Annotated in this window: 21 protein-coding genes; 19 read left to right on the forward strand and 2 right to left on the reverse strand. The window is 57.2% G+C overall.

Annotated elements, in window-relative coordinates; translation table 11 throughout:
• Position 1 precedes the first annotated feature (1 nt).
• The 14 genes from GXX57_08865 (at position 2) to rnc (ending at position 12105) form a co-directional block, all read left to right on the forward strand.
• Entirely contained in the window at positions 2-1033 is a 1032-nt protein-coding gene (locus tag GXX57_08865) for a LacI family transcriptional regulator (protein HHV44755.1), read from the forward strand.
• A gap of 22 nt (positions 1034-1055) precedes the next feature.
• On the forward strand, positions 1056-2654 hold the full coding sequence (locus GXX57_08870) for a hypothetical protein (GenBank protein ID HHV44756.1): 1599 nt from the start codon (positions 1056-1058) through the stop codon (positions 2652-2654).
• A 75-nt stretch (positions 2655-2729) separates the two neighbouring features.
• Complete coding sequence (locus GXX57_08875) at positions 2730-3800, forward strand: hypothetical protein (protein ID HHV44757.1); 1071 nt, start codon at positions 2730-2732, stop codon at positions 3798-3800.
• A gap of 195 nt (positions 3801-3995) precedes the next feature.
• On the forward strand, positions 3996-4547 hold the full coding sequence (locus tag GXX57_08880) for a DUF177 domain-containing protein (protein HHV44758.1): 552 nt from the start codon (positions 3996-3998) through the stop codon (positions 4545-4547).
• Positions 4548-4578: 31 nt separating this feature from the next.
• A complete protein-coding gene (gene rpmF / locus GXX57_08885) occupies positions 4579-4761 on the forward strand; it encodes a 50S ribosomal protein L32 (protein ID HHV44759.1) in 183 nt (60 codons plus the stop codon).
• Positions 4762-4926: 165 nt separating this feature from the next.
• A complete protein-coding gene (locus tag GXX57_08890; protein HHV44760.1) occupies positions 4927-5157 on the forward strand; it encodes a hypothetical protein in 231 nt (76 codons plus the stop codon).
• 320 nt (positions 5158-5477) lie between these two features.
• A complete protein-coding gene (fapR, locus tag GXX57_08895) occupies positions 5478-6029 on the forward strand; it encodes a transcription factor FapR (GenBank protein HHV44761.1) in 552 nt (183 codons plus the stop codon).
• 32 nt (positions 6030-6061) lie between these two features.
• A complete protein-coding gene (gene plsX, locus GXX57_08900; GenBank protein HHV44762.1) occupies positions 6062-7060 on the forward strand; it encodes a phosphate acyltransferase PlsX in 999 nt (332 codons plus the stop codon).
• Positions 7057-8049, forward strand: coding sequence for a ketoacyl-ACP synthase III (locus tag GXX57_08905; GenBank protein HHV44763.1), 993 nt, complete (start codon positions 7057-7059; stop codon positions 8047-8049). The genes plsX and GXX57_08905 overlap by 4 nt, the downstream gene beginning before the upstream one ends.
• Positions 8050-8068: 19 nt before the next feature.
• Positions 8069-8995, forward strand: a complete 927-nt coding sequence (gene fabD / locus GXX57_08910) for an ACP S-malonyltransferase (GenBank protein HHV44764.1) — start codon at positions 8069-8071, stop codon at positions 8993-8995.
• Positions 8992-9738: a 3-oxoacyl-[acyl-carrier-protein] reductase gene (fabG, locus tag GXX57_08915; GenBank protein HHV44765.1), complete on the forward strand. Its 747-nt coding sequence runs from the start codon at positions 8992-8994 to the stop codon at positions 9736-9738. Before fabD ends, fabG begins: the two co-directional genes overlap by 4 nt.
• A 27-nt stretch (positions 9739-9765) precedes the next feature.
• Positions 9766-9996 carry an acyl carrier protein gene (gene acpP, locus GXX57_08920; GenBank protein HHV44766.1) on the forward strand — a complete coding sequence of 77 codons (231 nt, stop codon included), beginning with the start codon at positions 9766-9768 and terminating at the stop codon, positions 9994-9996.
• Positions 9997-10143: 147 nt separating this feature from the next.
• Positions 10144-11385: a beta-ketoacyl-ACP synthase II gene (fabF, locus tag GXX57_08925; GenBank protein HHV44767.1), complete on the forward strand. Its 1242-nt coding sequence runs from the start codon at positions 10144-10146 to the stop codon at positions 11383-11385.
• Between the two features lie 27 nt (positions 11386-11412).
• Positions 11413-12105, forward strand: coding sequence for a ribonuclease III (gene rnc, locus GXX57_08930; protein ID HHV44768.1), 693 nt, complete (start codon positions 11413-11415; stop codon positions 12103-12105).
• On the opposite strand, the gene GXX57_08935 is transcribed toward rnc, so the two are convergent.
• Positions 12106-12723, reverse strand: a complete 618-nt coding sequence (locus tag GXX57_08935; GenBank protein ID HHV44769.1) for a hypothetical protein — start codon at positions 12721-12723, stop codon at positions 12106-12108.
• Between the two features lie 277 nt (positions 12724-13000).
• On the opposite strand from GXX57_08935, the gene GXX57_08940 reads away from it, so the two are divergent.
• The 3 genes from GXX57_08940 (at position 13001) to ftsY (ending at position 18342) form a co-directional block, all read left to right on the forward strand.
• Positions 13001-13681 carry a sigma-70 family RNA polymerase sigma factor gene (locus tag GXX57_08940; protein HHV44770.1) on the forward strand — a complete coding sequence of 227 codons (681 nt, stop codon included), beginning with the start codon at positions 13001-13003 and terminating at the stop codon, positions 13679-13681.
• Between the two features lie 82 nt (positions 13682-13763).
• Positions 13764-17297 carry a chromosome segregation protein SMC gene (gene smc, locus GXX57_08945; protein HHV44771.1) on the forward strand — a complete coding sequence of 1178 codons (3534 nt, stop codon included), beginning with the start codon at positions 13764-13766 and terminating at the stop codon, positions 17295-17297.
• A 25-nt stretch (positions 17298-17322) separates the two neighbouring features.
• A complete protein-coding gene (gene ftsY / locus GXX57_08950) occupies positions 17323-18342 on the forward strand; it encodes a signal recognition particle-docking protein FtsY (GenBank protein ID HHV44772.1) in 1020 nt (339 codons plus the stop codon).
• Positions 18343-18387: 45 nt separating this feature from the next.
• Here ftsY and GXX57_08955 read toward each other — a convergent pair whose 3' ends face one another.
• On the reverse strand, positions 18388-18930 hold the full coding sequence (locus GXX57_08955; protein HHV44773.1) for a DUF3794 domain-containing protein: 543 nt from the start codon (positions 18928-18930) through the stop codon (positions 18388-18390).
• Between the two features lie 223 nt (positions 18931-19153).
• Here GXX57_08955 and GXX57_08960 point away from each other — a divergent pair, with 223 nt between their 5' ends.
• Positions 19154-19552: a YlxM family DNA-binding protein gene (locus tag GXX57_08960; protein HHV44774.1), complete on the forward strand. Its 399-nt coding sequence runs from the start codon at positions 19154-19156 to the stop codon at positions 19550-19552.
• On the forward strand, positions 19553-20890 hold the full coding sequence (gene ffh / locus GXX57_08965; protein HHV44775.1) for a signal recognition particle protein: 1338 nt from the start codon (positions 19553-19555) through the stop codon (positions 20888-20890). It begins immediately after the preceding gene.
• Positions 20891-20920 lie beyond the last annotated feature (30 nt).

Genomic DNA, 20920 nt, shown 5'->3' on the forward strand with positions numbered 1-20920 from the left:
GATGTTTAAGGAGACAGAAAAAGCAGGTATGGTGACCATTAAAGATGTGGCAAGGAAGGCCGGTGTTTCTCCCAGCACTGTCTCCCATGCCTTCAGTGGGAAGCGGAAGATTAGTGCAGAGGTGAAGGAGCGGATCTTTCGGATCGCCCGGGAGCTGAATTACGAGCCCAATGCGGCGGCTACCAGCCTTGTGACCAAGAAAACGGAGAATATCGGGATGTGTGTTTCGTCCTTTTCTTCCTCGGTGGGGGCCTTTGTGCAGAAGCTGTCCGAGGGCATCGCGACGGAACTGGCGAAAGCCGGCTATAGGCTTCTTTTGATGACAAGACCCGCGGGTACCGCTGAGGAGGAATACTACGAAAACATCAACAGCGATAAAGCGGTGGATGGGATTATCCTTACGGATCCGAACGTCCAGGACAAGTATTTAGCTAATCTTTTGGACCGGAAAATGCCGTTGGTGGTGTTGGGCCGGCCGAAAATTCCCTATAGATACCACGTGGACAACGATAACGTAGAAGTGGTGCTGCTCGCCCTCTCCCATCTAGCCCAACTGGGCCATCGGCGGGTGGCCTTCATCAACGGCCCCCCGGAGATGACTGTTAGTGAGGACCGCCTGGCGGGGTACCACCGGGGAACGCAGCGGTTGGGTTTAGAGATAGATGGCGGGTTGATGAAACATGGGGACTTCACCTCCGAAGGAGGCTACGCCGCTATGGCGGAACTTTTACAGGGAGAGCGGCAGTTTACCGCGGTGGTAGCAGCCAATGACGCCATGGCGATCGGAGCCATTAAGGCCCTGCGGGCCGCGGGGTTACGGGTGCCGGAGGAGGTCAGCGTGGTGGGGATCAACAACGATTCCATCTCCGAACTTTTTGATCCGCCCCTTACCACCGTGGACATCCAGACCGTGGCCCTGGGGCAGGGGGCAGCCCGGATGCTGTTAGCCTTACTGGCAGGGGATACTCCAGAGGCTCCCCAAGTTGTGCCAAGCAAACTGATCGTACGGGGATCGACCCGTAGGTTATCTTAGTAAAGAAGGGTGTGTTAGGCTGATGGCTGATGGCAAACTCCTGAATTCTGTACCGGACAAAGTGCTTGATGATGTGATTAATCTCACCGGGGACTTTGCACATCTTGGGGGCTGGGAATATACGGACCGTTGTGACCTGAAGGTGGTCTGCGACGACGATGAGCGGGGGCGGGTGCTGGAAGTGACCTATACCCTGACCGAAGCAGAGGAGATCCACGTGACCTTGCCCTTTGCAGAGACCTGTACCCCTGGCCGGGAACGGCTCCGTTTCTGGCTACGGGGTGACCATTCGGGGAATGTCCTGAATGTAGCCTGCTGGGACCGGACCGCGGGCCAGTGGTTGTGCCAGGCCACCATCCCTCTGGATTTTTCCGCCTGGCGGCACATTGAGATCGGCGCGAGTAACCCCATTTACCATTTCCATCGGGACATCACTGCCTTTCGTTTCTCCCTCCAACGGGGGGACGGGGCGGTTACCTCCGGCAGTATCCGGTTTTCTCCCATGGAGCTGGTTTCACCCCGGCTGATCCCTGGTAACATCCCCGGGAGCAACCCGCCAAGGGACCCCTTGTTTCTTTCTTGGGGTGTGGCGGCACCCGAGGAGATCGCCCAGGCGGCAAAGATCGGGGTGAATATGCACTGTGTTCCCATCGAGTTTCCCACTTCCCTGGCCAAGACGCGCCTGGCCACCGTCAAAGAGGTGGTCGTTCGGTGCCGGGAGCAGGGGATGAAGGTGGGCCTGCACTTTTACAACAACCCCACCGCCGAATTTGCCCAATACCACCAGGAACTGTTCCCTCTCAACGAAGAAGGGGTTTCCTATTACGACTACTATCCCGGGGGAAGCAGTCTGTCCCTATGGCATCCCTATGTGCGCAAGCTTTGGCGGGACCACATTGCCACTGTACTGCGGTGGTTGGCAGAGGAAGGGGTGCTGGAAGAGATCGACGTGGTGATGCTTTCCCCCGGTGAGGAGGGGGAAGTGAGCTACCAGTGGGATCATATCTGGGCCTTCGATCCATATGCCACCGCGGCATACCAGGACTACTTGCGTCGCTGTTACCCCCAGATCCATCACTTGAATGCCGACTGGGGCACGGGCTACAACGCCTTCGAGGAAATTGCTCCCCCCAGCAGATATTACCCCCACCGGGCCTGCTGGGTGTTTCAGGACTTTTACCGTTGGTCCATGCTGCTTTGGTGTGTGGAGCTGGCGGAGGTGGTGCAAAGCTTTGCCCCGGGACGGGAGTACCTGTGGCTTACCCATAGCTACGACACCTATCCCCTACGGTTTAACTCCGCCCGCTACCCCTACTTTTACATCGAGAATCTGAAGAAGTTGGGCCTCATCCATTATGCTAACATCGCGGCCTCGGATTGGCAGAGTGTGGAGGACATGGAGCACCTCACAAGGTTGGGGGTCAACCTGATTGCCGAAATCGACGTGGTTCCTACCCCGGAGCGACTGGCCTGGACCTTTGCCCAGGCGAAAAAGTATCTGTGCAACGGAGTTTACGTGGGGGTCCTGGATAATCTTTCCCAGGATAGCACCCTAACCGAGGTGGGCCGTTTATGTGCTGAACTGATCCGGGACTTCCGGGACCATCTGGGTGCCCAGTAGTCTCCAGATCATACCGCAGGGAGCTTGATCGCACAGCAATTGATATGCGGATCTTTTATGGGGGTGCAGCTTGGCATGGAATGGAAGGAAGATTGGGCAGCCGCAAAGGAGCAACTGACAGATTGGTGGCAGGGTAAGGGTTTTGTGATCAGTGTCTTTGCACCCAGGGAGAAACCCAGAGAGAATGTGCCCCGGCCCAACCCGCCGGCCTCCCTGGAGGAGAGGTGGCTTGATCCGGGGTATCGGGTACAGCAGGCGGAATATGAGATGTCTAGGACCTACTACGGCGGGGGCGCCTTCCCCTACTTCGACACCCACATCGGTCCTGGGAACCTGGCTACCTTTATTGGTTCGGTGCCGCGGTTTTCCCCCATCACCGTGTGGTTTGAACCCTGTTCGTGGAGACTGGCCGACGATGTGCCCTGTACCTTCACTCCGGACAACTATTGGTTTATCCGGCAAAGGGAAATCCTTCTCCACGGGGTAAAGAAAAGCAGTGGCCGGTATCTGGTGGGGATGCCCGATCTCATCGAGAACATCGATACCCTAGTGTCGCTTTACGGTGTAGAGGAGATGCTCCTGGGCCTAGTGGAGCATCCGGAGATCATTAAGCGCCGGCTTCGGGAGATCAACCAAATCTATGCCACCGTTTTCGATTTGTTCTATGAAGAAATCAAGGATGAAGACCAGGGCAATGCCTATTGTGCCTTCAAAATCTGGGGTCCGGGGAAGACCGCAAAGGTGCAGTGCGACACTGCGGCCATGTTCTCCCGGGATATGTTTGCAGAGTTTGTGGTACCCTTTCTGAAAGAACAGTGCCAAGCCCTGGATTTCTCCCTTTTCCATCTGGATGGCACCCACTGTCTGGTGCATCTGGAGGAGTTGCTTCGCATTGAGGAGCTAAACGCGATCGAATGGACCCCCCGGTACGGTGTGGAAGGGGGCGGGGATCCCGTTTGGTATGGTCTTTATCGTAAGATTTTGGAGGGGGGTAAAGGGGTCCAGGCCATTGGGGTGAAGCCCGGGGAGGTGATCCCCCTGTTGAACGCAGTGGGTACCAACGGTGTGTTTATGCTAGTAAATGCCTCTTCGGAACAGGAGGCCAAGGAGCTACTGCATACCGTCCAGCGGCGGTTTCGCCGGTAGTTGGGGTGAATCTGTTGGGGTCGATCCTGGAACCTTCACAGCCGGAGGTTGCAGGCAGGACTTGCTTGGCTGCGAGGGGAATAGTATAATGGGATTGTTTTTGGCAGGGTTGCTCAGTCCCTTTGCTGCTGTTATAATAACGTAGATATGTACATTTGGTGGGCCCGCGCAGCTTGCTAGGCAGATCAGGGAAGGGTGACAGACTTGAAAATCAGTGTCGCACCTATCTTACACGAACGGGGTGCCAAGCTTCCGGTTGATCAGTGGATCAAGGTGCCTGCTTCCTTCATCGTAGATGGCAGCGAAGAAACCATTGAGGTGCATCTAGCAGGGACTCTGACAAACACCGGCAACAGTTTTGTTTTTTCCGGTACCGTTACTGCCGAGGTTCCTGTGCAATGCCATCGGTGTTTACGGACCTTCGTTCTGCCGGTGCAGGTCAACGCGGTGGAGGAGTTTCGTCGCCGCCCGCCCGGTACCGAGCCCCCGGAGGATACGGAGGATGCCGTGGACAAGGAGGCCGATGCCTACAGTTTTGCCGGCACCACCGTGGATTTCGAACACCTGGTGAGGGAATACCTGGTTTTGGCGATGCCCATTAAGACCGTATGTTCCCCGGAGTGCCGGGGTATCTGTCGGCAGTGCGGGCAGGAGCTTAATACAGGTGACTGCCAATGCCAAGACGAGGATATAGATCCAAGATTTGCCATGCTTAGTGAACTACTGGACAAAATGAAAGATAAGTAAAGAAAGGTGGGAAACCCGCAAGGGGTAGGATATGGCGTTACCAAAAAGAAGGCATTCAAAGGCAAGGGTAAGGACCCGGCGTAATTCGGTCCGGGCGAAGGTGTTGAACCTGGTGGAGTGCCCGCAATGTCATAAGCTCCGTTTACCCCATCGGGCCTGTGGCAACTGTGGCACCTACAAGGGCAGACAGGTAATCGAGCTCGATGAAGAGTAATCATATTTGGTAAAAAAAGAAGGCTGTGTGGCCTTCTTTTTTTACGCAGTTTATACCGGGCCCTTTGCTTCCAGGTGAACTTGCACCCTTGACGGGACAAGACCTAGACAGGTATCCTAAAAAGGGAGCATAGAATGTGGGGAGTACCCCGGTGGAGAGGTTAAGATGGGACGTGACAAGTTAATCCTGATCTGTTACAGCGTAATGATCCTATGTGTCATCAGTCTTCTGGTCCTTCTTCTATATTTGCCTCACTTATCTAGCGCCAATCGGTTTTGGGACGAAAGCCTTGATCCCCTCCTGAGGGGTCTTACCTATCTGCTTACCTTGGGTGTGATCCTTCCGCCCTTGCTAGTAGCCCATATTAAGCGGCGGGGGAATAATCTTAAGAAGTAATCCATGGGATTTTCCACCGAGACCCGACGACACGTCCGCGACGGCCGTTTCCCATCATGGGGGAAGGGCCTCTTTTTTTTTTTTATTCGGCCAAGTGTTTTGTCCCGCTAAGGAGCTTTGCATCGAGCAATGGTGGCCCTTGGCGGTAAAAACCGGTGTCAAGGAAAAGTTCCCCCCCTTGCTTGCAGGAATAACCCCGGGTAGAATAGAATTATTAGTATCAGGTGTTAATACCTCCCCATAAAGGCGCACAGGTTGCTCCGGCAACCTGGGGGCCCTACGGGAGGGGAGGAAGAAGGCTGGAAGAAAGGGCCAAAGGTATGAAGAAGGCAGAGCGACAACGCTGCTTGCAAAAGATATTTGCTGAGGAGATCTTTGTCACCGACGAGGAGCTAGCCAAGCGCTTCGGCGTTAGTGTGCAGACCATCCGCTTGGATCGGATGCAGCTGGGTGTACCGGAACTGCGGGTGCGGGTGCAGCGTCTGGCGGAGACGGCTTCCCGGAATTTGAAGGCGTTAACCACCGAAGAGTTCATCGGTCAACCGGTGGAATTGGAGTTGGGGAAACGGGGCAAATCCCTGTTGGAGACCACATGGGCCATGGGTTTTGAACGCACCGGGATTGTCCGGGGGCACCACATCTTCGCCCAGGCCAACTCCCTGGCGGTGGCCCTCATCGATGCTCCCATCGCCCTCACCGGCAGTGCGGTGGTGAAGTTCACTGCTCCTGTGCGGGTCGGGGACAAGATCATCGCCATTGCCCAGGTGAAGAGTACCGATGGGAAGAAGGCGACGGTGGCGGTGGAGAGTTTCGTCCATGAACGGAAGGTTTTCGAAGGCGATTTTGTCATCTTTGGCAAAGAGGCCCTTTAACAGGCCCGGGCAAGCAGCTTAGGGGGTAGTGGTTGTTGAAGATAGTTCTCGATGCAATGGGCGGGGATTATGCCCCGCAAGAACAGGTGAAGGGAGCCATCCTGGCGACCAAACAGCTGGGGATCGAGACGATCCTTGTGGGCCGTAGATCGGTCCTTGAGCCTTTGTTGGCAGAGCACGGTGCCGATGGGAGAGTTAGCATCGAAGATGCCCCCGATGTGGTGGACATGGGGGAGGCTCCCCTGAAGGCGGTTCGCAGTAAACCCAATTCTTCTTTGATGGTGGCGGCCAGGTTGGTGAAAGAAGGCCAGGCCGCCGGTTTGGTCAGTTGTGGCAATACGGGGGCCACCATGGCTGCCGCCTTGTTTTCTTGGGGACGGATCCCGGGGATCGAACGGCCGGCCTTGGGTACCGTCATGCCCACGGTGAAGGGAGCCAGCGTCCTTTTGGATGTGGGGGCCAACGCGGAGAACCGTCCCCAGCACCTGTTGCAGTTTGGGATTATGGGTGCGTTGTATAGCCAACAGGTCTTGGGGGTGGAAAACCCCACGGTGGGTCTTTTAAATGTGGGAGAAGAGCCTGGCAAGGGGAATACTTTAGTTAAGGAAGCCTATGGGCTTCTGGCCGACAGTGGATTGAACTTCATCGGCAATGTGGAAGGACATCAGTTTTTCGCCGGGCAATGCGACGTGGTGGTCTGTGATGGGTTTACGGGGAATATTGTGCTGAAGTCCGCAGAAGGGCTTGCCCAGGGGATTTTCTCCATCCTGAAGGAAGAACTCACCGGCAGTCTCCGGGCGAAGCTGGGGGCTTTGTTGGCTAAGCCTGCCTTCAAGGGTTTGAAGCAGAAACTGGACTACACCGAATATGGCGGTGCCCCCCTGTTGGGGCTGAACGGAATCTGCATCGTCTCCCACGGGCGTTCCGATGCCAAAGCGGTGATGAACGCCCTGCGGGTGGCCAAGCAGACCGCGGCGGGGAACTTGCCCCAATTAATCACGCGTTATGTGGAAGAGAAGGTGGAGCAATGAAAGAGAAACGTTCCGCCGGGATTCTGGGTACAGGACGCTACGTCCCGGAGCGGGTCCTTACCAATCACGATTTGGAGAAGATGGTGGACACCAGCGATGAGTGGATTGTGACCCGGACCGGTATCAAGGAGCGACGGATTGCGGCACCGGATCAGGCCAGCTCTGATCTGGGTTTGGCCGCCGCCCAGGCGGCCCTGGCCGATGCGAACATCAGTGCCGAACAGTTGGATTTGGTGGTGGTGGCCACGGTGACCCCGGACCACGCCTTTCCCTCCACCGCCTCCATCATCCAGCATAAACTGGGAGCCGTTAATGCCGGCGCCTATGATCTTTCCGCCGGATGTTCCGGATTTGTCTATGCCCTGTGTACTGCCGCCGCCATGATCCAGTCGGGTGCCATGGATTATGTCCTGGTGGTGGGGGCCGAGACCCTAAGCAAGATCGTGGACTGGACCGACCGGAGTACCTGTGTGCTTTTTGGCGATGGGGCCGGCGCGGTGGTATTGGGTCCTGTGGGCTCAGGTTATGGACTGGTCAGTTCGGTTTTGGGCAGTGACGGTTCCGGTGCGGAGCTGTTGTGTGTGGCTGCGGGGGGCTCCCGGCGACCGGCCTCCCCACAGACGGTGGAAGCCAAACAGCATTTCCTGTCTATGCACGGTAATGAAGTCTTCAAATTTGCGGTCCGGATCATGGATGAGGCCTCCAATTTGGTGTTGGCCAAGGCGGGATTATCCTCCCAGGATGTAGATCTGTTTATCCCTCACCAGGCGAATATCCGCATTATTGAGGCTGCGGCCAAGCGGTTGGGGCTACCCATGGAGCGGGTCTATGTGAACGTGGATGCCTACGGCAACACCAGTGCCGCCTCCATCCCCATCGCCCTGGATGAAGCCCACAAGCAGGGCCTTATCCGGGGGGATTCCTACACTTTGTTGGTGGGTTTTGGGGCGGGCCTTACGTGGGCGGCGGCCATATTACGTTGGGAATAAAGGTGGTGGGAGAAGGACGATGAGCATAGCATTCCTGTTCCCTGGCCAAGGGAGTCAAAGGGTGGGCATGGGGCGGGAACTGGTGCAGGCAAGCCCCAGGGCCCAGGAGATCTTTTCCCAGGCCGCCGAGGTTTTGGATTTCCCGGTACAGGACCTTTGTTTTGCGGGCCCCCAAGAAGAGTTGAACCAGACCCGCTACACCCAGCCGGCCCTTCTCACGGTGGAGGTGGCCTGTCTGCGGTTCCTGGAGGAACAGGGTATAAGACCCAACCTGGTGGCGGGGCATAGCCTGGGGGAATATGCGGCGTTAGTGGCTGCAGGTGCCCTGGATTTTCCCCAGTGCCTGGGTCTTGTGGCTAAGCGGGCCCGGCTTATGGAGGCGGCGGCCGCGGGAAGCATGGCTGCAGTCTTGGGTTTGGAAGCCTCCAAGATCGAGGAGATCTGTAGCAGCATAGGGCCAGTGTGGCCTGCCAACTACAACTGTCCTGGGCAGGTGGTCATCTCCGGCCAGGCGGAGGCGGTGCAGGAGGCCTCCCGGCGGATGGTAGAGCAGGGAGCCAAACGGGTGATTCCCTTAGCGGTGAGCGGGCCTTTCCATTCCCCCTTGATGGAACCTGCTGCCCAGGAGTTTGCCGCCTATGTCGCCAAAACCACCCTGCAAAGGGCGGATATCCCGGTGGTGGGCAATGTGACCGCCGGGCCCCTGCAGGAGCCGGAGGAGTTGGCCAGGGAACTGGTGACCCAGATCCACTCTCCGGTGCAGTGGGAGCAGTCCATCCGCTATATGCTGGATCAGGGGGTGCGGGTCTTTGTGGAGGTGGGCCCGGGCCAAGTGTTGGCCGGGCTGGTCCGCCGCATTGATCGAAGGGCCGAGGTCTACTCGGTGGAGACCCCCGCCGACGCAGACAAACTGCTTGATTCGCAGAAAGGGGATGTAGTAATATGATACTGACTGGCAGGGTGGCACTAGTTACCGGAGGCACCCGCGGCATTGGCAAAGCCATTACCGAGGCTTTGTTGCAGGCAGGTTGCCAGGTGGCCATCTGTGGCCGGAACGCAAAGCAGCTTGCCGAAACCGTCCAGGAGTTTGCCGCCACCTACCACCAGCAGATCCTAGGCTTCCCGGTTGACGTCACCGATTGGGACAGTGTGGAGCAACTGGTCGCCAAGGTGGAAGGGGAATGGAAAGCGGTGGATATCCTGGTGAATAATGCTGGCATCACCCAGGACAGTCTATTGTTACGGATGACCGCCGCCCAGTGGCAACAGGTCATCGATGTGAACCTCACAGGAGTCTTTAATTGCAGCAAAGCGGTGTTGCGGGGGATGGTCAAAAGGCGTTACGGAAGGATCATTAACATAACCTCGGTGGTCGGACGGATGGGGAATGCAGGACAAGCCAATTACGCGGCTGCCAAGGCGGGCGTGATTGGCTTTACTAAGAGTTTGGCCCGGGAAGTGGCAAGCCGTGGGATTACCGTTAATGCCATCGCCCCGGGGTTTATTGAATCCGCGATGACGGACCAGCTCACCGAGGAGCAAAAGAAGCGTCTCACGGACCAGATTCCCATGCAACGGACCGGACAACCAGTCGACGTGGCCAATGCAGTCTTGTTTCTTGCCTCCGACCTGAGTGCCTATATCACCGGTCAAGTTTTGAACGTCGACGGTGGGCTGCTGATGAACTAAGAGTGTTATTAAGGGGAGGTGAACCTATTGGACCTGTTTGAACAAGTGAAGGAAATCATTGTCGAGCAGTTGGGCATTGAGGAGGATGCAGTAACCCCGGAAGCTTCCTTTACCGAGGATTTACATGCCGATTCCCTCGACATTGTGGAGTTAATCATGGCCTTTGAGGATGCGTTCAACATCGAGATCTCCGATGAGGATGCGGAGAAGATCAAAATCGTGCAGGACGTGGTCGACTACCTGAGTGAGTACGCTTAATCCTAAGTGGTCCGCTGGTCACAGCGGACCACAGCCCGGCCTTATTCTTTATTTTATATCATTCAACCCTCTTAGTCAGACTTATTAGGATTTTCTCATTCAGGTGGAACTTGTAGAGACTTGATTCACCACTTGGGGGTGAAGCCTTTGCGACGCAGAGTAGTAGTAACCGGCTTAGGGGCGGTCACATCCCTAGGGATTGGCGTCGAAGCCTTTTGGCAAGCAATTCTGGCCGGAAAATCCGGCATCAAGCGCATAGATTCCATTGATATCAGCGACCTACCTACGAAGATTGGGGCGGAGGTTACTGCTTTTGACCCGGAACAGTTCATGTCCCGGAAGGACGCCCGCCGGATGGATCGGTACACCCAGTTTGCGGTGGCGGCCACGCAGCTGGCCTTGGAGGATGCGGGTCTGGAGATCACCGACGAGATCTCCGAGCGGGCGGGGGTGCTCATCGGTTCCGGCATCGGGGGCATCCAAACCCTCGAAGAGCAGTATATGGTCCTTTTGGAGAAGGGTCCCTCCCGGGTGAGTCCCTTTTTCGTGCCCATGATGATCCCCAACATGGCCTCGGGCCAGGTGTCCATCATGTTCAACTGTAAAGGGCCCAACCTCACCACCGTCACCGCCTGTGCCTCGAGCAGCCACTCCATTGGTGATGCTTTCAAGATCATCGAACGGGGCGATGCGGATATCATGATCACCGGCGGTTCCGAGGCGGCTTTGACCCGGTTGGCCATGGCTGGTTTTTGCGCTGCCCGGACCATGTCCACCCGCAATGATGATCCCGAAGGAGCCAGCCGGCCCTTCGACAAGGACCGGGATGGTTTCGTCCTGGGGGAAGGGGCGGGGATTCTTATTCTGGAAGAATTGGAGCACGCCCAAAGACGGGGGGCCCGCATTTACGGCGAGATTGCCGGCTATGGACTCACTTCCGATGCCTACCATATTACGGCGCCGGAGCCCTCGGGAGCCGGGGCGGCCCGAGCCATGCGGTTGGCCCTGGCCGACGCGGGGATCTCCATCGAGGATGTGCAGTATATCAACGCCCATGGCACCTCCACGGAGCTCAATGATGCCATCGAGACCTTAGCCATCAAAAACGTTTTCGGTGACCGGGCCTATGACCTGATGGTCAGCTCTACCAAGTCCATGACGGGCCACCTGTTGGGGGCCGCGGGGGGCATCGAGGCTATCGTCTGCCAGAAGGTCTTAGCGGAGCAAGTGGTGCCGCCCACCATCAATTACACCACCAAGGATCCCGATTGTGACCTGGATTATGTACCCAACGAAGCCCGCCCCGCCCAGGTGGAGGTGGCCTTGAGCAACTCCTTCGGCTTCGGCGGTCACAATGCGGTCCTGGTCTTCAAACGGTACAAAGGGTGACGGTCCTTGGCACGACACCGCGCTGACCTGGGCAAACTAGAAGAGAGTTTGCAGTACAAGTTCAAGGACCGGCGGCTGTTGCTCCAGGCCTTGACCCACAGCTCCTACCGCTATGAGACTGGCCAAGTCCAGGACAATGAACGATTGGAGTTTTTGGGGGATACGGTGTTGGATCTGGTGATCAGCGAGTATTTATACCAACGGTTCCCCGACAGCAACGAAGGGGTCCTGGCCAAGGCCCGGGCTAGCCTCGTCTGTGCTAAGAATCTGGCCCGCCATGCGGTGGAGTTGTCCCTGGGGAAATACCTGTTATTGGGCCGGGGAGAGGAGAAAAACGGCGGCCGGCGCCGGGCCTCCATCCTGGCCGATGCCTTCGAGGCGGTGATCGCCGCTATCTACCTTGATGGTGGGTATGAGGCCTGCCGACGGGTGGTGATGGGTATTTTCCAGGCGGATTTTCCCGCCGAACTGAGCAAACAGGAGTTACTAGACTCCAAAAGTGCCCTGCAGGAATATACCCAGGTTCATTACCATACTTCTCCCGAGTATCAACTGAAGTCCATGTGGGGACCGGATCATGCCCGACAGTACCGCGTGGCGGCCTATGTGAAGGGCCAGATGGTGGGGGAGGGTATCGGCAAAAGTCGGAAAGCCGCGGAACAGGCGGCGGCCCTGCAGGCTTGGCAGACCATTGGTCAGTGGTCGAAGCATTTTATGTAACTAGTATTGACGAATGAGGCCAACGACGCGGCCGAACACGGTCAGCTCCGCCAGGGCGATGTGCAGGGCTGAACCAGGATGTTGGGGAGGGATCAGGAGGAGGGATTCCTCCCTTGCATAAACATGGCCTAGGAGGTTTCCCCGGTCGATGCAGCTGACCAGGATCAAGTCCCCATCCACCCAGTCCTGCTTGGGGTCGACGATCAACAGATCATGTTCCTGGATCCCGGGCTGATACCGGCTAGAATCCACCACTAGGGCATACCCTTCGGTACTGATGGCGATGGGGCTGGGCACGAAGGAGCGGGGCCGCTCTCCGGTGGTGGACGGGCCTACGAATCGGGAAAAATGACCCACGATGGGAATACTCCGCCGGACATATTCCCCCTGGTCTCTAGCCACTGGGATCCGCTGCAAGGGATCCTCGGGGGGTGGGAAATTGCCGGTGAGCACCGCCTGACGGAAATCTACAATACCTTTGAAGCCCGCCTTCCGTAGCCAGTAATAGACAGACTTCGACTGGGCATAGCCCATCCGTTCGGTGATCTCCTGGGCGGTGGCTGTGGGATTGTGCATGATGATCCGGGCCATTTTGTGCAGCATGTCACGGTCGGTCAATGTGCTTCAGCTCCGTTGGATACCGATCAAACCCTGATGGGCCAAGGGATTTTGTCCCTAGATAAGTAATGTTAGGTTACCAGGCCATCTACACCTTTACCCAAAAAGGGTAAACTTGCGCAAAACTGCCCTTCTTTGAACCGACAACAACGGGAAAACGTAGACCAGCCGCCCGTTGGAAGAATACATAAAATGGGTAACAGTCTCTCGCAAACACCAGGCATACAGTGGCAAGACAAGCATATATATGTACAAAGGTGTAAAAGGAGGCGACGGGATGCGGGCAGATGAGCATCAAGCGCGGGATCTGGCTTTGGTGGAAAAGGTGCAACGGGGGGACAAACAGGCCGCCGAGGAATTGGTCTGCCGTTACACCGGCTTAGTCCGTCACATCGTGACCCGGTATCACACCCCCTTCCACGACTTCGACGATCTGTGCCAAGAAGGTTTCATCGGTCTTCTGGGCGCGGCCAAGCGCTATCGCCCACAGGCCTTCTCGGTGAAATTCAGCTCCTTTGCCTATCTTTGCGTGCTCCGCAAGATCTACAGTGTGCTGAAAAGTAGCAATAACAATAAGCATCGGTTGTTGAACGGTGCTGTGTCGTTGTCCGAGTACACCAACGACGATCAGAATAGGACCCTGGGTGATCTTGTGCCCCTGGAGGGACCAGATCCCGAGGAGATGGTCATCGAAAAATCGGTGGCGGAGAACCTGCGGCGCCTGCTTAGCAATCATCTGTCGGCATTGGAATACCGGGTGACGATGCTGGTTTTGGATGGCTACACCTACAGTGAGATCAGCGCAGCCTTAAACCTGGAGTTGAAAACGGTAGACAACGCCCGGACCCGCTCCTGGTCCAAACTACGGCGCTTGGTCCACAACTACGGCTCGCTTTTAAGTCCCCACATTCCCACCCAGGTTCGCCGAAGGGCGGATCTAGAGCTTTGGGCCCGCTGAAAAAGCCCCTGCCCCGGTGCCAGACCAGAGCACATATGGTAAAATGAAGATGATTTGTAACTAGGGGGCGGGCAGGACAGGGATGTATCTTAAATACCTGGAATTGGTCGGCTTTAAATCCTTCGGAAAACGGGTGCGCATGGTCTTCGAACCCGGTCTTATTGCCATTGTGGGCCCGAACGGTAGCGGTAAGAGCAACGTGGTGGACGCCATCCGTTGGGTCCTGGGGGAACAGAGCATGAAGAACCTCCGGGGGGATCAGCTGGATGATGTGATCTTTGCGGGGACCAAAGAGGCCCGTCCCTTAGGTAAAGCGAAAGTGGAACTTACTTTAGATAACAGCAGTGGCCTTCTGCCGGTGGAGTTTGCCGAAGTCTCCGTCTCTCGGACGGTGTACCGCAACGGAGATAGCGAGTTTGCCATCAATCGGCAAAGTTGTCGCTTGCGGGATATCCAGGAGCTGTTTTTGGGTACGGGCCTGGGCCGGGACGGCTACGGGATCATCGGCCAGGGCCAGGTGGACGCCTTCTTGGCCGCCAGCAGCACCGAACGCCGTCTCGTGCTGGAGGAAGTGGCGGGTATTAGCCTCTACCAGCGCAAGAAGGCCGAAGCCCTCAGGCGCCTGGAACAGACTGCCTCCACCCTGGTGCGGGTGCAGGACCTACTAGGGGAATTGAGCCGCCAATTGGAGCCGCTGCGCACCGAGGCCGAGCGGGCCCGGGAGTATGCCCGACTCCAGGAGGAACTCACCAAGCTGGAACTGCAGATTGCCCGGACTCGGATCGAACAGTACCGGGGCGAGGAAGGGAAGCTCAAAGAGCAACTGGCCGCGGCCAAGGCCCAATTGGACCAAGTCCTGGGAAAGCTTTCGCAACTGAAGCAGTCCCGGGAGCAGATCAAAGAAAGGGCAGAGGAACTGGCTTCTACCTACGAAAGCCACCGGACCCGTCTATATGAGCTGCGCACTGCTTTGGAGAAAAATGCCGCCGCGCTCCTCATGGTAGAGGAACGTCAGGAACGCTATGGCGAAGAACAGGCGGCCCAAAGAGAAGGGGTCACCCGGGCCCAGGTTCGTCGCGAAGAGCTCACCGCCTGTTTGCAGGCGGTGGAAGAACGGCAACAGACCCTGGAAGTCACCCAAAGGGAGCTTGTGGCGAAGAAGGAGGAAATCAGTGTCCAGCGGCAGGGGCGTCAGCGGGACCTTGCGGCACTGGAAAGGCAGCTGGAAGAAGGACAACACCAGTTAACCCAGTATGCTAACCAGGTGGCGGTGTTGCAAGAGAAGCTCCAGACGGCCCAGGCGAGCCAGGCGGAAAAACAGGCCCACTTGGACAAGCTCCAGGCCCAGGAAGGGGAACTGGCCCGGGAACTGGAAAGGGCCCAGGCGCGCTTGGCCCAGTGGCGACAAAACCTGGTGGACAAAGAGGCAAAACTTGCGGACACCGAAAACTCCGTTGCCCACCAAACCCAGCTGATCCAGGGGGGCGAGGCCACCCTGGTCTCCCTGCAGGCCGGGCTTGCGAAAAGCCGGGAGGATCTGCAGAGGGTCCGGGCTCAGCAGCGGACTTTGCTTGATCTACAGGAATCCAGCTATTTCCAAGGGGTACGTAGTGTCCTGAAGGCAAGGCTCCCGGGAATTATCGGTACCGTGGGGGAGCTTTTGACGGTGCCCGCGGAATACGAGTTGGCTTTGGAAGTGGCCTTGGGGAACAATATTCAGGACATTGTGGTGGAACATATGGAGGCGGCCCTCGGGGCCATCGATTACCTGAAAAAGCGTCGGGGCGGACGGGCCACCTTCCTGCCCCTAGATGTATTACAACCGGAAGGGCCCCTCCGGGTGGAGAGTTTTCCTGGCCTGGTGGGGATCGCCGCGGATCTGGTGGAGATCGATCCCCAGTACCAGGTGGTGGCCCAACATCTGTTGGGCCGGGTGTTGATCGTAGAAAGGCTGGAGGATGCCCAGCCGGTCCTGGAACGCCTAAAACGGCGGCCGCGCATTGTGACCCTCGATGGTGATTTTATCAGCCCTAGCGGTTCCATCACCGGGGGGACCCCCCGGAAGGAACGTTCTGGCCTTTTAGCCCGCCGCCGGCGGCTGGTGGAGACCCAGCGGGAACTGGCGGAACTCACCAATACCATTAACCAGCTGGAGATCCAGCGGAAGGAACAGGAAGAGATACTGCGCCAGCAGCGGGACCAGAATGAGGCCCTACGGGCCCGCCGGGAAGAGTTGCTTTTGGCCGTTCAGGCGGCCCAGCATGAGGTCCGGTCCGCCCAGGAACACGTAGATCGGGTGGAGGAGCAGCTGGCTAAACAAAGGTCCGAACGGGAAAGTTGGGAGGAACAGGAGTCTTTGCTGGCTTCTTCCTTTGCCGCCTATCGGCGGGAGCTGGCCCAAGTGACCGAGGCCCACGCAGGGCTCTTGGAGAGACTAGAAGCCGCCAAGACGGCCCAACAAGAATTGCGACGGGTGCTGGAGGGACTGGAGCGGGAGTTCACCGCCGTGGCGGTGGAACTGGCCAAAGTGGACGAAGGGTTGAAAAAGGTCCGGCAGGACCGGGAACGCTACAACAAGGAGCTGGAAGCCTTAGGCCAGGAGATCGCGGACCGTCACCGGGCCTTGGCGCAACTGGCTGCGGAACTGGAAAAGGCCCAGGGAGCCAAGGAAGAGCACCAAGGCCGCAGAATAAAGCTACAGGAAGAAGAGGCGGCCACCGGAAACCTCCTAGAAGAGCTTTCGGGACAACAGGAGAAACTAGGCCAGGAGGCAAAGGTGCTGGATGATCAGATCCAGGCCGCGGAGCAGGAGGCGGCCCAGCTTGAACAGTGGACCAACAAGTTGACCTTTAACCTGCGGGAAGTCTCTTTGCGGCTAGAGCAGCTTAAGGAGGAGTTGGGGGAGAAGTACGGGCTCTCCCTGGAAGAGGTGACAAAGCATCCGCCCCTGGAGGGCGCCCTGGACCAGGCCCGGACCCAGGTCAGCCGGCTGCGGGCCCAACTGCGGGAGCTAGGTACTGTGGATCCCAGCAGCATCCAACGGTATGAGGAGACCCAGGAACGCTATGAGTTTCTCAGTGCCCAGTACCGGGATTTGCTCGACGCCCGGGGGGCCATTGAAAAACTGATCCAGCGGATCCAAAGGGAGTGTGAGGTCCGCTTCCAGAAGACCTTTGAGCAGGTGAAGAAGGAGTTCAGCAAGACCTTTCGGCAGTTGTTCAACGGAGGGACCGCGGAGCTGCGCCTGGTGGAGTTAGAAGAGGGCGGAACTAAGGGTTTGGAGCTTTACGTCAGCCCGCCGGGTAAACGGGTGCAGAATATCAATTTGTTATCCGGGGGTGAGCGGGCCTTGACAGGGATTGCCTTCTTGATGAGTGTCCTGCGGGTACGTCCCACTCCCTTCTGCATCCTCGATGAGATCGATGCCGCTTTGGACGAAGCGAATCTGGAGCGCTTCATCCGGCTAGTGCGGGAGATGGCAGACAAGATCCAGTTTCTAGTGATCACCCACCGTCCCGCCACCATGGAGGCCGCGGACATTGTCTACGGAGTCACCATGCAGGAATCGGGGATCTCCAAGGTGATCTCCCTGCGGATGACGGAAGCCGTATCATGATTTATGTACAAAAGGAGAAGGACCAATGCTGAAACGACTATTTGGCAGAACCAAGGTGGAGGAGCCCACCCAGGAAGTGGTGGAGGAAAAGGAAGTCCCTAAGAAACCCGTAGAGAAAAAGGAAGGCTTCTTCAGCCGGCTGCGCTCTGGCCTCAGCAAGACCAGGGCGGGTTTGGTAGGGAAGGTGGAACAGATCCTCGGGGCCTACCAGAAGATCGATGAGGAGCTTTACGAAGAACTGGAAGAGGCCCTGATCATGGCCGACGTAGGGGTGAACACCACCCTGAAGCTGATGGAGGAATTGCGGGAGAAGGTCAAGGAGCAGAAGATCACTGAACCTAAGGCCCTGAAGGGATTGCTCCAGGAGTCCTTGGTGGAACTTTTGGGCAGTCAGACCGCGCCCTTGGCCAAAAACGAACAAGGCACCACCGTCTATTTAGTGGTGGGGGTGAACGGTTCCGGCAAGACCACCAGTATTGGGAAGTTAGCGGCCCAGCTTAAGGAGGGAGGAAATAGTGTGCTTTTGTGCGCTGCGGACACCTTCCGGGCGGCGGCCATCGATCAGCTGGAGGAGTGGTCGAACCGGGTGGGGGTGCCCATCATCAAACACCAGGCGGGGGCTGATCCCGCTGCGGTGGTCTACGATGGGATCCAGGCGGCCAAGTCCCGGGGGGTGGATTATCTGATCGTGGATACCGCCGGGCGCTTGCACACCCAGAAGAACTTGATGCAGGAGCTGGCCAAGATCGAGCGGGTCCTGGAACGGGAACTGGGGACGAAACCCCATGAAGTATTATTGGTGGTGGACGGGACTACCGGCCAAAATGCCCTGTCCCAGGCCAAGCTCTTCGCCCAGTCGGTGCATTTATCGGGGATTGTGCTTACCAAACTGGACGGCACTGCCCGGGGTGGTATTGTGGTCTCCATTGCCGATGAGTTGGGGATTCCGGTTAAACTGATCGGTGTGGGGGAGGCGGTTGGAGACTTACAGGAGTTTCGGCCCCAGGCCTTCGTGGAGGCCCTGTTTGCCACTGAGGAGGAATAAAAAAGGTGGGGACTTGCCCCACCTTTCTTGCGTGACAATCGGGTGTTACGTGATAATCCGGGTGCTGATGATATTGGAATTGGCCACTAACAAATCCCGCTGGACGAATTCGCTGACCTTCACGAAAAGATCCACCACGACCCGCACCGATAGGGAAGTGGGGGAGAGCAGTTCGGTGATCACCTCGGAGCTGAGGAGTCGGTGTTGGATATCGATCTCCATGTCATCGGGGGAAAGGCCAGGAAGCTCCAATACCGTTTCGAAGGGGAGGTCGGCAGCTTCATGGCGGACCGTATCGGTCTCATCCACATAGAAGATCTGCAGATGGATGTCTCCCTGGGTCACGACCTTGTTGCAGAAGATGGAGTGTTCCAGATCCTCCAGCTCCACATCCACTCGGAAAACCTTGATCGCGGGTGATGCCAAACCTACAGTAGCGCTTTCCACAATCTGCGCGATCTTATCGCCAATGACCCGCAACAGCTTGAAGCGCTCGATAGCATAGGGCGCACGTTTAAACTTCTTGCGTCTTACGGGCCAGAAGTCCTTGTCCCTACCGGGGCAAAAGGTCTTTGTCTTGTAATCCATCGGGCAATTCCTCCTTTCTTGCCACTGCAATATATCTATATGAATCGGCCTTGGAGGTTGCACTAGCCAAGGGGTCCCAAAAAGGCTCTTGAATTGCTCCCAGCCCAGCGGGTCCAATTTCCCACCATGTCCCGTTGACATCCCCCGGGTCTGCGGGTATACTACTGCTGTAAAGGGCCATCACTTAACAGCGGAATTCATATTCGTCTCGGGGTGTGAATTCGTGGAGAAAACACTAGAGCAGACCCTGCTATTTGATTTTTACGATGAACTGCTCACGGACAAGCAAAGAGAGATCTTTCGGCTGTATTACCACGAAGACCTGTCCTTCGGGGAGATCGCGGAGATGTTTCACATCAGCCGGCAAGGCGTCTACGATATTCTCAAGCGGGCCAAAGGACAGATCTTAGAATTGGAAGGGAAGTTGAAGTTAGTACAGCGGTACCGACATAACCAGCGGGTCAAGGAACGGATGTTGGTGAGCCTACAGCAGTTGACGGACCTACTTCACGATCGGGAGGCGGAAGTCCCCAGGGATCTTTATGAGACCGTGGAGCGGACCTTAGAGCAGCTGCAGGAAGATATTCGTTCCGTGGATGCGGACCAGGAAAGGGGCGGTTAAGTGTTTGAAGGACTGGCAGAAAAACTCCAAGCCACTTTAGGCAAGCTACGCTCCCGGGGTCGGCTCAGCGAGCAAGATGTGGAGACCGCCCTACGGGAAGTGCGGTTGGCTCTGTTGGAGGCTGACGTCAACTACAAAGTGGTGCGGTCCTTTACCAGTCGGGTGAAGGAGCGGGCGGTGGGCGAGGAAGTGATGAAAAGCCTGACTCCCGCACAGCAGGTGGTGAAAATTGTCCATGACGAGCTCCGGATCCTGCTGGGTGGAGAGGAGAAGGGCCTGCAGTTGTCCGGGAATCCAGCGGTGTTGATGCTGGTGGGACTGCAGGGTTCCGGTAAGACCACCTCCTCAGCGAAACTGGCCCTGCACCTGAAGAAGAAGGGGAAGAAGCCCCTGCTGGTGGCCGCAGACGTCTATCGACCGGCTGCGGTGAAGCAGCTGCAGGTGCTAGGTGAACAGCTGAACGTGGGTGTCTTCAGTATGGGTACGGACCATGATCCCGTGGACATTGCCAAGGCGGGACTCAGCCATGCCCAGTCCCACGGGTACGATGTGGTCCTTTGTGATACCGCCGGCCGGTTGCATGTGGACGCGCAGATGATGGAGGAACTGGTCCGGATCAAGGAGGCCCTGAACCCTGCGGAGATCCTCTTTGTGGCCGATGCCATGACCGGGCAGGACGCTGTTAATGTGGCCGCAACCTTCAACGAGCAGCTGGATATTACCGGCATTATTCTCACCAAGCTCGATGGTGATGCCCGGGGCGGGGCGGCCCTCTCCATTAAAGAGGTGACCGGTAAGCCCATTAAGTTTGTGGGGATGGGGGAGAAGGCCGATGCCCTGGAGGTCTTCCACCCGGACCGGGTAGCGTCCCGGATCCTGGGGATGGGGGATGTCTTGAGCCTCATCGAGAAGGCGGAGGCGGCCATCAGCGAGGAGGAGGCCCGCCGGCTCGGGGAACGGATCCTCACCGCCCAGTTCACCCTGGAGGATTTCCTCGAGCAGCTGCAGCAGATTAAGAAGATGGGTCCCTTGGACCAGCTGCTGGGGATGATCCCTGGGTTTTCCCAGGCCAAGCGCCTGCAGGGCTTTGAGGTGGATGAAAAGCAGATGAAATCCATCGAGGCCATTATCCAGTCGATGACGCCCGCCGAGCGGAACAACCCTGAGATCATCGACGGAAGCCGGCGCAAGCGCATCGCCGCAGGCAGTGGGACCACGGTGCAGGATGTGAATCGTCTGCTCAAACAGTTCAAACAGACGAAGCAGATGATGAAGCAGTTGGGGGCCCTAGAGAAGGGTAAAAAACCCCGGGGAAAGATGCGTGCATTTTTCCAGTAGATCAAATCAATGTATATTAAGGAGTGAACA

The organism is Bacillota bacterium, from assembly GCA_012839765.1.
Classification (GTDB): domain Bacteria; phylum Bacillota; class Limnochordia; order DUMW01; family DUMW01; genus DUMW01.

Bases quoted from the DNA above. Each gene is read 5' to 3' on its own strand.
- GXX57_08875 (HHV44757.1), top strand. From the start codon at position 2,730: ATGGAATGGAAGGAAGATTGGGCAGCCGCAAAGGAGCAACTGACAGAT.
- GXX57_08955 (HHV44773.1), bottom strand. From the start codon at position 18,930: ATGGATTACAAGACAAAGACCTTTTGCCCCGGTAGGGACAAGGACTTC.
- rpmF (HHV44759.1), top strand. From the start codon at position 4,579: ATGGCGTTACCAAAAAGAAGGCATTCAAAGGCAAGGGTAAGGACCCGG.
- GXX57_08940 (HHV44770.1), top strand. From the start codon at position 13,001: ATGCGGGCAGATGAGCATCAAGCGCGGGATCTGGCTTTGGTGGAAAAG.
- fapR (HHV44761.1), top strand. From the start codon at position 5,478: ATGAAGAAGGCAGAGCGACAACGCTGCTTGCAAAAGATATTTGCTGAG.
- fabD (HHV44764.1), top strand. From the start codon at position 8,069: ATGAGCATAGCATTCCTGTTCCCTGGCCAAGGGAGTCAAAGGGTGGGC.
- smc (HHV44771.1), top strand. From the start codon at position 13,764: ATGTATCTTAAATACCTGGAATTGGTCGGCTTTAAATCCTTCGGAAAA.
- fabG (HHV44765.1), top strand. From the start codon at position 8,992: ATGATACTGACTGGCAGGGTGGCACTAGTTACCGGAGGCACCCGCGGC.
- GXX57_08870 (HHV44756.1), top strand. From the start codon at position 1,056: ATGGCTGATGGCAAACTCCTGAATTCTGTACCGGACAAAGTGCTTGAT.
- ftsY (HHV44772.1), top strand. From the start codon at position 17,323: ATGCTGAAACGACTATTTGGCAGAACCAAGGTGGAGGAGCCCACCCAG.
- GXX57_08865 (HHV44755.1), top strand. From the start codon at position 2: ATGTTTAAGGAGACAGAAAAAGCAGGTATGGTGACCATTAAAGATGTG.
- GXX57_08890 (HHV44760.1), top strand. From the start codon at position 4,927: ATGGGACGTGACAAGTTAATCCTGATCTGTTACAGCGTAATGATCCTA.
- GXX57_08905 (HHV44763.1), top strand. From the start codon at position 7,057: ATGAAAGAGAAACGTTCCGCCGGGATTCTGGGTACAGGACGCTACGTC.